Origin of the sequence: Paenibacillus anaericanus, from assembly GCF_003994475.1 — a bacterium.
Classification (GTDB): Bacteria; Bacillota; Bacilli; order Paenibacillales; family Paenibacillaceae; genus Fontibacillus; species Fontibacillus anaericanus.
The window spans coordinates 51,059-62,566 of record NZ_RZNY01000029.1; the positions used below are offsets into that span (position 1 = coordinate 51,059).

Below are 11,508 nucleotides of genomic sequence, written 5' to 3' on the forward strand. Positions count from 1 at the left end.
TACTATTGTTCTTTTACCTCAATAGGTTTAAGACTATAGTAGTAAACTATATTTTCATGTCACATTTTGGACTGGAGAAAGCAATGTTATTACCCTTCCGATTGTTTCCAAATCAGTCTTCATATCAACTACCTCTAGCGTTATACAGTTGTGGCTTACATGATCAAAACTATCAATATAGGCCTATGGGATATCCTACATTGCAATGTTTTATTAACTTTGGTGGATATGGTACATTTCACTTTCAAAATAATAAGGAACTCGTATTAGCTCCCTATCACGCATTACTATTACCTGCCAAAGTCGGTCATGAATACTTTTCTAGTTCCGACCAGCCTTGGCTACTAGGATTTATCGGCATTCATGGAACAACAGCGGAAGACATCATTAAAGGTTGTAATATACCACTGATGAGAAGTATCCCGCTAGATCATTCCTCCGTTACTAAGTTAGAAAATAAACTAACAACGATATGGCAAGCAAGTGCATTAGATTCCGCTAATATTGAGGGGCAACTATCTGTACAGTTATATGAATTTCTGATTCTATTCTCAGAACAAATCGTTCGTAACAAGAATCCACTTCTGCCAAATCAGTCGAATATTTCGCAAGACGCATTACAGCTTGCCATTCAATATATGAAGCAACATTATGATGAGAACTTACTAATCGCCAATATTGCTCATGCTGTAGGTTACTCTGTACAACATTTTCAGCGGATTTTTCGTGAAGCCTACGGGATCAATCCTCATGCTTATTTACAACGTATTCGCTTGCAACAGGCAGCAACTTGGCTAGAGAATAATCCTGACGATTCCATTCAAGAAATATCTAATCGACTAGGAATGGAAACTAGCTATTTTATCCGTATTTTTAAAAAGCAATTTGGGTTAACACCAGGAAAATTTAGAGCTACCTATATACATAACATTCCTGATCCTATTTCATTTACATAAGGAGATCTACTATGTTATTCAAAATTAAGAGAAATAGCATCATGGTCAAAATGATTATTATGTATACCATTCCATTTATTCTGCTATCGCTTATTCTTTCTTGGAACAACCATATCTCTACACAAAATATTCAAGATAATTTTATTACGAATATGTCCCATGCATTTGATCAAGCTTCTGGGGAAATCAATAATCGCATTGATATGGCGTATGATTTAACGGAAATGGTTAGTAGGAATAATAAGATTATTGAGTTCATTAATGATCCTTACCTAGGAGATGAAGCTGAATTTCTAAGTACATATCTGGACAGTGTCATCCCCATTATTAAGTATGCAACCGCTTTTACGGAGACAGATGACTATGCTATGAGAATTTACATGGTTGATGATCATATTCCTGAATCATGGCCCTACTTTTTGCGTCTAAACAATCAATTGTCCAATGAAAAGCTGCAAGCCTTTATTGCGAAAGAGGATGAAACTCAGATGTGGCTTACTCCGAGTGACCTTGGGCTGGGGCCAAGTTCATTGAACTCAGACCGCAACAAATATACACTTCTCAGCAAACTATATTCACCTGCGCGTGAAATGTTAGGACTTGTAGCCGTTATGGTAGCTGAGGATAGCTTGCTAAGTACCGTTGAGGATGCTTCCTCTTCGGACAACACACAATTTTTATATCATGATCAAGGCATTACTTTTACAACGACAGATATTGATGAAAAGGCTGAATCTGAGGTATTGCAACATCATCTAGTAGAGACGGAGCCCTATTTCATCTACGAGCAACATCTATATTTGTATAAAACATTCGATACGATCAACCAAACGTTTGTGTACAAGGTATCCCTTGAACAACTCAATCAATCGATTCATAGAAGTACGATAAACCAACTACTGCTCATCGTATTTAGTGTTCTCCTGCTTATTGTCACGTGTTACTTCATGTTCAAAATGATCTTCCTCAGGCTGAATCGAATCGTATCTATTATGAGGAAGGTCATTAACGGTAGTACATCCATGCGTATTATAGACAACAAGCAAGATGAGCTGGGTCAACTTGCGCAAGACTTTAATGGTCTGATCGAAATGAACAATAACTTAATTCACCGAGTGGTGATGAAAGAACGATTAAGAAAAGAAGCGCAAATTAAAGCCTTACAATACCAAATCAATCCACATTTCATCTACAATACACTTGATATTTTCCGGATGAAATTAATCAAGGAACGCATGTTTGACACGGCAGATCGTATAGCCGATTTCGGAAAAATATTAAGATACAATCTCAGCGATAATACACTACACACAACGCTTAAAGAAGAGATCGAGCTCATTCAAAAATATATCAACCTTCAATCTTTGAGTAGTAGTAAAACAATACAACTTGATATTGAAGTAACCGAGCAATTAAAAGCCTACCCCGTTATTAAGTTCTTACTTCAACCTATCGTTGAGAATAGTATTAAATACGGAAAGTCAGTTCCCAAAGATTCCTTGTGCATTCAAGTCCATTGCTATGTGCATGGACAACAAGTCTGGATTGATATCATTGATGATGGTGCGGGCATGACCGCAGAGAAGATGAGAACATTAAATGACCAATTTCGAGCTCCGCTCAATTATGATGAGGTAACCACGGATACACCCGAGCGGTCTATTGGACTCTATAATATCAATTCCCGATTACGTTTATATTATGGGGAGTCCTACTTTATCACCATTGAAAGTAAGGATCATAAGTATACAAAAGTACAGATCAAATTACCCTACGAATGAGAGGCATTCCGTTATGTATAAACTGTTAATCGTTGACGATGAGGAAATGGTACGCGAAGGATTACGCGACATCATCACTTACTTACAAATTCAGCATATCGATCAAATATTAACTGCAAAGGACGGAGCAGAAGCGCTATCAATTATTGTATCGGAAACGCCACAGATCATATTAACGGATCTCAACATGCCCGTTATGGATGGAATTGATATGATTAAGCAATTAGGAGAAAAGCATCCTCATAAAGTTATTGTGATTAGTGGACATGATGACTTTCATCGTGTAAAAGAGAGCTTTAAACTTGGCGTACGAGATTATTTGCTGAAGCCAGCCCCCTCAGAGGATTTAATAGAAGTATTGAACAAAACCGTCCGTGAACTTCAGCAAGAAGAGCAACAATACATAGAGGGAGAGTCAGAGAAGAAATTAACTCAAATGGAAAGAGTCAGTCGACGTATGAATTGGGTGATTCAAAGTGGAGAACATGATGAACATGCCTTCGAGCGTGTATTCGAGGAATTAGGCTATAGCTTACCCTATTCTACAACTACTGTAGCTGTTTTATCTCTCATTCACTCTACATCAAATGCCAAATCACTAGGCGCGAATTGGGATAAATATCTGATCACACCCGATAGGGACAATCCCTCTATCAAGTTATATTCCTTCTACAACAGACAAAACGATCTCGTTATATGGATCAATTTCGATGAGCAGAATCATAATATGATCACTGTTAAGCAAATACTACAACAATTTCTAACGGACAATTCTGAACTATCGATGGTAGTTGCTGTAGGTGAAGTGGTATCGAAAACAACGAACCTAGCGTACGCTTATCAAAGTGCGTTAGACGTATTGTGTTATAAACTTACCGCAAACCAACAATCCATTATGACTTATGGCGACATAATAAATAGAACAGACAATAAGATCGGACCTATAGACTTGAGGAACTTAGTTGAAATTATTGATATGGGCCGTAAAGATCAAGTACTCTCCTTTATTCAGAAATATTTCAGTGATGACTTTTTAAGAAAGAGTACTCTTGAAAGTATTCGGAATAATTATGATATGATCCTATTAACGATCGGCTGGCTACCCAATAAGAAGCAAGACTTCTCTACCTTTGAACAAAGCGAACAATTACGCTTATACCTCAAAACCTGTATGCTACAAATGATTACTGCACGCGAAAGCTTAATTCGAAGCTACGATATCGTTGAAATTGCCAAGAAGTATGTACAAGATCAATTACAAAATGAGATTAATATGGCCGTCATCGCCAACTACTGTAACGTAAGTTATACCTACTTCAGCAAGATCTTTAAAGAGAGCACCGGTATTAATTTTCAAGATTATGTCACGATGAAACGGATGGAATATGCTAAAGAAGCTTTAAATGGCATCAATATAAAGGTTCACGACGTTGCAACAGCCTTGGGATACAGTAACCCTAAAAATTTCACTCGTGTATTTAAAGGTTACTATGGGATCAGCCCAAAGGATTACCAAAAAATAATGAAATAATTCCATATTATACTGGCCTTCACGTTCGTTATGACGAATGTGGGGGTTTTTTCTATTGGAGTACATCGTAAATCTACCAATGATTAAATATGATACCTTTTCGTAAACCCGAATCCTATCGCCTAAAATATAATGCGCTTACAATTTAGATGTACAGCATAAGAGAAAGGGGTTAGACAGATGGCAGATTCAAAAGCTTCAATATCAAATGTGGACCAACATTTGATTCGAAAGAATCGATCATTCAAAAATCGTGATCAATTATCACTACAATCCATGATCATTCCAGGTATTCTATTTATTCTGATTTTTACCTTTATTCCACTCTACGGCGTAATTATTGCTTTTAAAGATTACAGTATCATCACCGGTATTAAAGGTATTTTTACAGCAGAATGGGTTGGTCTAGATAACTTTAAAGAGTTTGTTACAGATATTAACTTTTGGAACATGTTGCGTAATACAATCGGAATCAACTTATTAGGGCTAATCATTACATTCCCCATAACGATTCTGTTCGCGCTCATGCTGAATGAATTAACTTCTGCACGTTTTAAGAAGCTTACCCAAACAGTAACTTATCTTCCACACTTTATTTCTTGGAGTATTTTTGGAGGATTAATTATTAACATCCTGTCCCCAAGTAATGGGGTCGTGAATTATGTGCTGATGTCACTTGGTGTCATTTCTGAACCTATCCATTTCCTTGGCGAGCAGGACTACTTCTGGTTGCTAGCTGTTCTTACCCAATTAGTGAAAGATTTAGGCTGGGGCGCCATTCTATATCTTGCAGCGATTGCGGGTATTGATCAGGAAATGTTTGAAGCAGCTTACATGGACGGTGCCTCACGATTCCGCCGAATCTGGCATATTACACTACCAGCTATTTCAGGTACAATCGTTATTCTTTTAGTCTTCGCCATTAGTAATATTCTGAACAGTGGCTTTGACCAATTCTTTGTTCTACAGAATCCGTTGAATATAGATGCTAGTGAAGTTATCGATACTTATGTTTACAAAATAGGCCTACGACAATTCAGAATGGAATACGCAACTGCTGTTGGTTTAATGAAGACTGTTATTGCGATATTTTTACTTTACATTGCGAATTTCTCAGCTAAGAAAATAACAGGAAAAGGGATCTTTTAGGGGGGACACTTATGGTTAAAGATAATTCTTGGTCAGATAGAATATTCAATATCTTCAACGGTCTAATCATGGCTGTACTAGTCATTATCACTTTATATCCTTTTTGGTACTCCGTGATCGGATCATTTAATGAAGGTCTCGACTACGCAAGGGGGGGAGTATTTCTTTGGACAAGAAAATTTACATGGGCGAACTATAGCGCACTATTCAGTGATACTGCCTTAGTTAGATCCTTTGGTATTACTTTATCCAGAACAGTTATTGGTACGATTACCCATGTTATCTTTACGGCATTGTTCGCTTATGCCTTCTCACGCAAAAACCTGAAGTTTAAAGGCCTCTACTCCACACTTGGGCTTATGAGTATGTACTTAAGCGGGGGTCTGATTCCGTATTTCATCCTGATCAATGCATTAGGACTATACAATAACTTCCTGGTATTTATTATTCCGACGTTATTTAGTTTCTGGAATGTCATTCTATTCCGTTCCTATTTCGCTGAGCTACCAGAAGCATTAATCGAATCCGCAAAAATTGACGGTGCAGGTGAATATAAGATATTTTTCCGCATCATTATGCCATTATCAAAGCCTGTAATCGCTGCCATTTCTCTGTTTACGGCGGTTGGACATTGGAATTCATACTACGATGCCATGGTCTTCACACTGGGAGATCACTTGCAAACGGTCCAACTATATATCTTGAAATTAATTCAAAGTACGGAAGCCGCGTTACTGCTTGCGAATATGTCAGGTTCAATTGGAGCTGCACAAAGCACAGTAACAACATCTACTCTACAGTTAGCTGCAATGGTTGCTGCATCACTACTGATCGTGCTTGTTTATCCTTTTGTACAGAAGTTTTTTATTAAGGGAATGCTTATTGGTTCTGTAAAAGGCTAGGCATGCATTGAGGTTTGATGATATAAGACTATACTATTTATAACAGGGGGAAATACTATGAACAAAGCTACAACAAGATTACTGACCATTGTTCTCGCTCTATCCGTAATTATGACAGGCTGCTCTAGCAAAAATAATTCTAGCAATAATGCATCAAATGCACCCGATTCATCCCCAGAAACAACAAACAGCTCCCTTTCTTCCAGCGAGCCTGGTTGGAAATCGAACACTTCACCTGTATCTCTCTCTTGGTACACTGGAGTAGCAGGATATTCGAAAAAGTGGGACGCAAAAGATAACTATGCAGATAAGCTGATAACTGAAGAAACAGGGGTTAGCGTTGACTTTATTCATGCAGGTAACGATGTTAACTCTGAATTTAACGTGATGATGGCAACGGGTAATCTACCTGATATCATTTCTTTGGACCGTTGGAACAGTACTTCACTAATCCAAACACTAATGAGCAGTGGTACAGTCGCTCCACTTAATGAGCTAATGGAACAATATGATCCTTACCTGTCTACTATTCTGCCTGAGAGCATGGTTGATTGGTATACACAAGAAGATGGCAATGTCTATGCTATCCCCAACTACTATGTATCACCGGAAATGTTGGATGAATATCCCGATGTTAAACCATTTTACAACGATCATTCTAACGGTCAAATCATTGTAAGAAAAGATATTATGGATCAACTAGGTATAACAGTAGAGGACTTGCAACAAGAGGACTCCTTAATTGCTGCTCTAAAAAAAGTTAAAGAGGCTAATATTCAATATAAAGGTATGACCGTATTACCACTTTACTTCGATGATAAAGATAAATACATCAGTGATTCTCTTGGTGTTCTGGCTGGTTCATTTGGTGCGGTATATGAGGCAGAAGACGGTTCATATGTTGACGTTCGTAGAACTTCTGAATACAAACATGTTCTTGAGTTTGGTAATAAGTTATTTTCTGAAGGACTATTATCTCTAGAGAACTTCACAAGTGCACGTAATCAAATTGAAGAAAAAATGACACAAGGCGCCATCTTTATGAAAATCGGAAGCTATGCTGATTACACTTCACCAGTCACCCAACTTTATGTAGCAGACCCTAATGCTAAGTACATTACTATTGATGCCATCAAGTCAAATGAAGGGACATTACCTCAATATGGTAGATCGCTAAATAAAGGTTGGACATTGACATTTGTTAATAAAAAATCTAAACATGCGGATCGTGCAATTCAATTTATTGAATATCTATACAGTGATCATGGACAAACCGTAAACAACTTCGGTAAAGAAGGCGAAACATATACCGTTACTGCTGATGGCAAGTACAAGCGAAATCCCGAGATTGATGAAGCATTCAATACCGATTGGAATGCCGCTTCTAAAAAATGGGGTTTTGAATCTATTTGGTGGTTAGCGAACGAAGTGTGGTTGAAGCATGTGAAAGAAGTCGAAACCACTGAGTTAACAAAATATCAAGAAAATCTGTTCTATGGTACATCTAAATATATGTTTAGCAATGACACATTGGATTCTGGAAACCTATTTGATGCTTATGAGCCTGGATCAGATGAGGCTAATTCAGAGGCTAAAATTACAGTATACTGGGCACAAATCGTTCCGAAAATGCTTCTTGCTAAAAACGATGCAGAGTTTGAATCTCTGTACAAAGAAGCTATTACTACAATGGATAAACTGGGACTACCAAGTATTGAAGCAGCAAAGGATAAACGTGTACAAGATTTTAAATCCGCAACTGGAATACAACTAGTTTCTCCTAAATACACGGGTGAGTATAAATAAGATTGAAGGTTATAAGTACATTTAAGGACAGTCAAAGCGCAAACTAAAAAGTACCCCGAAGAGTAGACACTCAATCAGGTCTATCTTACGGGGTACTTTTCTAAGCCTATATAAATAGGAGAAATCCGTATGAGCAGTGTTTCTCCTATTATATTAGCTAACTATGCGATAACTCAGGGTAGTCTACGATTCCAGCGGAATGCTTTCAATGGCTGTAAAAAATACATCCAGAAGATCTTTATCAAAACTCTCTTGTATGTATTTAGATATATGATATAGCTCCTCCTCGGTGCCATACTCTAGGCAGGCGCGCCCTTCGCACCATAAAACCGTACACTGAAAGGTCTGTCTGATGTGCTCAATAACATAATCTTGCTCCACGAATCCACGGCTGGTTGCCAAAGTCCTCACTTCCTATCTAATAAAAAAGATTCAAGATATAGTATAAGGTCAACCCGTAACATGGATCAATCTTATAAATAAGATAGGGTGAGATTCCGCAGAATTCCACCCTATCTTTTGGCAAAGAATCGGAAGGCCGTCAAGCATACATTTTGGTGAAAAAGCCTAATTCCTTATGATCAAATATTATTTATAAAGCGATGTAAGATGGTTGCACCCTCGGCACGAGTTACCGCACCCGATGGGTCGAGCACCTTACCCTCTTTGCCAGCTAGAAGACCTGAGCCAACCGCCCATTGCATTGCTTTAGAAGCCCCAGAGGAAATCTTAATAGTATCCGTAAAATTAGCAAGTGTATTCTTAGCACTTACATCCATTCCCATGACTTCCGCATAGTTATAGACAATCACTGCTAGCTGTTCGCGCGTGATAGACTGTTCTGGAGCAAATCGCTTGCTATCAACACCCTTAACAATGGCGTTCGTGCTTGCCCATGCTACAGCATCATTGTAATAAGCATCTGTTGCAACATCTTGAAATGGATGAGTTCCATCACTCGGTTGTCCAGCTAGACGGTGCATAACTGTGACTAACATGCTGCGGGACATCGCCGTATCTGGGCTAAAGCTCGTTTCCGAGGTGCCCGAGAAAAGTCCCTCTTTCACCACACTATTGACCGCAGTGGAAGCCCAATGGCTGTTCACGTCGCTGAAAGACATCTCCAGCTCATTATCTGGCACTTCAACAAAAATCGGATTGGAATAGAACCACATACTGGTGTAGTTTCGGTCATTAATAGAATTAAATCGATCTTCATTCTCTTTCGCAGTCGCAGTCCCTTCGTAGTCAAAGGACTGGTCTTTCAGCGGTTCACCGTTCTTCGTATAGCCATCTACATCTACACCAAGATTAGTACCTCGCAGACGATAATAACGATTGGTATCTGCCGGCACTGTATAATTAATAGTGTAATAACCTTCAGCATCCGGTTGTCCCCAGTCTGCTTCAGTGAATCGTTTTACGATTTTCGTCGTATCATTCGTTGTATTGCTAGCATATTGGCTCTCATTAAGTTTTCCAGTAACCTCACCGGAGATCAGATCAATATGGTCTACCTTGACCTTATTATCAACTGTAGTTTCATGTTCTGAAATCGGTGCATAGTTGTTGTACTCAGGGCTCTTGAATCGAATGGTAATGTTCGTATTGTCGCCTACGGACATCTGCAGGTCCTCGCCCATTCCTGCCTGTTGATCGTTTCCACTTGCCTTAAAATCTAATGCATTAATAAGGTCACCATATACGGAAAAGGATTTACCCGAACGCATGCCATCTACTACATCCTTGAAGGTATCACCTTCAACCCATGTATAGTTTCTGGAGTATTCACTTGGCCAGTATCCGCTGGAATAATTCCGGTTGCTGCTGACCTTGAAATGGAAGTCCGAGTTGGTAAAACTCCAAAACCGTCTTCCCTCACCCAGTAACGCATCCCAAATGCCACCGACCTGCGAGATCATGACATCTGCTCCGCCATAGATTTCAGCCAGTTCGGATCTGTTCTCACTCGCAGCCATCTGATTGCCCGGCATCCCTTCCATACCGAAGACAATGTTAGGCGCAATATCATTCATCTTGCGAAGGTCTTCAATGGTTACCACTCCGCTGTTACTTCCATTGTGCCTGGACGGATGATTCGGTAATACAAAGCTGTCAGGATAATTGTTCTTCAACCAATCAATTGCTTCATAGGTTTTGCTTGTGTCGGGTTTCAGCTCTTCCTTAGTCGGCCGCTCTCCCCATATCTCAGCTTCATTCGAAGTAAAACTATCTGCACTAGTATCATAGCTGTATAACCATTCAAACTGATGGATCGCATCTATAGGTACAACATCACTTTTCGAATCAATAATACCAACCGAGGCATGATCAAGTCCCATCATGTCCCATTCAAAGCCGGTATAGATCATTTTTCCAGCATATTTCCCACTCTTCTGCAGTTCAGCAATCTTGTTCTGCTGATCTGCAATAGCCTCCCAGCGTGCAGTTGCCTTCTCATTACCTTCTGGATCTCTTGCGGAATTGCGAAGATGGTCTGTCACTACGAGATAATCAAATGGAGTACCATATTTCAATGATGCCACTGCTTCCTTAGGCAAACTATTCAAATCTTCACGAAATGCAGTATTGAGTACATTTTCAAGCTTCAAAAAAGGTTCTGACGCATCATTCGATTGGATCGTATGCGTGTGATACTCACCCGACATCCATTTGCCAGTGTTCGTTGAGTTATTGTCCGCAGATACGGAAGTCGTCATCATTGCTTGTGACAGCATTAGTAAGGCAAGTGACGTGCCCATAAATAATTTCAGTTTGTTGTTCATGATGTAGTAATCTCCCCTATTCTTAGTTGCACAAATCATCTGTGTTGCTAAAATTTGCATTCATTATAGTTTAAAGGAGTTATGTAAAATCAATTACGGTAGTTATGTAAATCATTTGTAAAGTAGCTTACATAGAGATTATAGCTAATGCAAAAAAGACCACCTTATGAGGTGGTCTCACTAATAATATGTAGGGAATGGGTGCTGAAACCTAAAATAAAAATGCCCCAAACCGCTAGGTTTGGGGCATTAAGCTCTGAATTATAGTTTTACGACATTCTCGGCTTGTGCACCGCGGTTGCCTTGAACGATATTAAATTCAACGCGTTGACCTTCGTCCAAAGATTTATAGCCGTCTCCAACGATTGCGCTAAAGTGTACGAATACATCGTTACCGCCTTCAACTTCGATAAAGCCAAAACCTTTTTCTCCGTTAAACCATTTCACTGTGCCTGTTTCCATAATTATTACCACCTAATTAAAATTTACATGACATTCTTATCTTTTGAAAAATAAAAAAATTCACATATGGTACAAGGTTATTAAATCTAGAATAACCCTCTACGCTATGCGAATTACTTAGGTCTCTATCTCAAT

Annotated in this window: 9 protein-coding genes; 6 read left to right on the plus strand and 3 right to left on the minus strand. The window is 38.9% G+C overall.

Going from position 1 to position 11,508, the window contains the following annotated elements:
* Positions 1 to 83: 83 nt before the first annotated feature.
* From EJP82_RS23325 to EJP82_RS23350, 6 genes are all read left to right on the plus strand, one after another.
* Positions 84 to 956 (plus strand): helix-turn-helix transcriptional regulator, encoded by an 873-nt coding sequence (locus EJP82_RS23325; RefSeq protein ID WP_170220282.1) that lies wholly within the window; start codon positions 84 to 86, stop codon positions 954 to 956.
* 11 nt (positions 957 to 967) lie between these two features.
* The gene (locus tag EJP82_RS23330) at positions 968 to 2,737 is read left to right on the plus strand and encodes a sensor histidine kinase (protein ID WP_127194476.1); all 1,770 of its coding nucleotides are present in this window, start codon (positions 968 to 970) and stop codon (positions 2,735 to 2,737) included.
* 13 nt (positions 2,738 to 2,750) lie between these two features.
* Positions 2,751 to 4,268, plus strand: a complete 1,518-nt coding sequence (locus tag EJP82_RS23335; protein ID WP_170220283.1) for a response regulator — start codon at positions 2,751 to 2,753, stop codon at positions 4,266 to 4,268.
* Between the two features lie 180 nt (positions 4,269 to 4,448).
* On the plus strand, positions 4,449 to 5,417 hold the full coding sequence (locus EJP82_RS23340) for an ABC transporter permease (RefSeq protein ID WP_127194478.1): 969 nt from the start codon (positions 4,449 to 4,451) through the stop codon (positions 5,415 to 5,417).
* An 11-nt stretch (positions 5,418 to 5,428) separates the two neighbouring features.
* Positions 5,429 to 6,319: a carbohydrate ABC transporter permease gene (locus tag EJP82_RS23345; RefSeq protein ID WP_127194479.1), complete on the plus strand. Its 891-nt coding sequence runs from the start codon at positions 5,429 to 5,431 to the stop codon at positions 6,317 to 6,319.
* Between the two features lie 57 nt (positions 6,320 to 6,376).
* Positions 6,377 to 8,125, plus strand: a complete 1,749-nt coding sequence (locus EJP82_RS23350) for an extracellular solute-binding protein (RefSeq protein WP_127194480.1) — start codon at positions 6,377 to 6,379, stop codon at positions 8,123 to 8,125.
* A 183-nt stretch (positions 8,126 to 8,308) separates the two neighbouring features.
* Here EJP82_RS23350 and EJP82_RS23355 read toward each other — a convergent pair whose 3' ends face one another.
* The 3 genes from EJP82_RS23355 to EJP82_RS23365 form a co-directional block, all read right to left on the minus strand.
* Positions 8,309 to 8,527 carry a hypothetical protein gene (locus EJP82_RS23355; protein WP_127194481.1) on the minus strand — a complete coding sequence of 73 codons (219 nt, stop codon included), beginning with the start codon at positions 8,525 to 8,527 and terminating at the stop codon, positions 8,309 to 8,311.
* A 179-nt stretch (positions 8,528 to 8,706) separates the two neighbouring features.
* Complete coding sequence (locus tag EJP82_RS23360; RefSeq protein ID WP_127194482.1) at positions 8,707 to 10,911, minus strand: S-layer homology domain-containing protein; 2,205 nt, start codon at positions 10,909 to 10,911, stop codon at positions 8,707 to 8,709.
* A 261-nt stretch (positions 10,912 to 11,172) separates the two neighbouring features.
* Positions 11,173 to 11,373: a cold-shock protein gene (locus EJP82_RS23365; protein ID WP_127194483.1), complete on the minus strand. Its 201-nt coding sequence runs from the start codon at positions 11,371 to 11,373 to the stop codon at positions 11,173 to 11,175.
* Positions 11,374 to 11,508: the final 135 nt, after the last annotated feature.

Bases quoted from the DNA above. Each gene is read 5' to 3' on its own strand.
- EJP82_RS23340 (WP_127194478.1), top strand. From the start codon at position 4,449: ATGGCAGATTCAAAAGCTTCAATATCAAATGTGGACCAACATTTGATT.
- EJP82_RS23335 (WP_170220283.1), top strand. From the start codon at position 2,751: ATGTATAAACTGTTAATCGTTGACGATGAGGAAATGGTACGCGAAGGA.
- EJP82_RS23345 (WP_127194479.1), top strand. From the start codon at position 5,429: ATGGTTAAAGATAATTCTTGGTCAGATAGAATATTCAATATCTTCAAC.
- EJP82_RS23350 (WP_127194480.1), top strand. From the start codon at position 6,377: ATGAACAAAGCTACAACAAGATTACTGACCATTGTTCTCGCTCTATCC.
- EJP82_RS23365 (WP_127194483.1), bottom strand. From the start codon at position 11,373: ATGGAAACAGGCACAGTGAAATGGTTTAACGGAGAAAAAGGTTTTGGC.
- EJP82_RS23325 (WP_170220282.1), top strand. From the start codon at position 84: ATGTTATTACCCTTCCGATTGTTTCCAAATCAGTCTTCATATCAACTA.
- EJP82_RS23360 (WP_127194482.1), bottom strand. From the start codon at position 10,911: ATGAACAACAAACTGAAATTATTTATGGGCACGTCACTTGCCTTACTA.
- EJP82_RS23330 (WP_127194476.1), top strand. From the start codon at position 968: ATGTTATTCAAAATTAAGAGAAATAGCATCATGGTCAAAATGATTATT.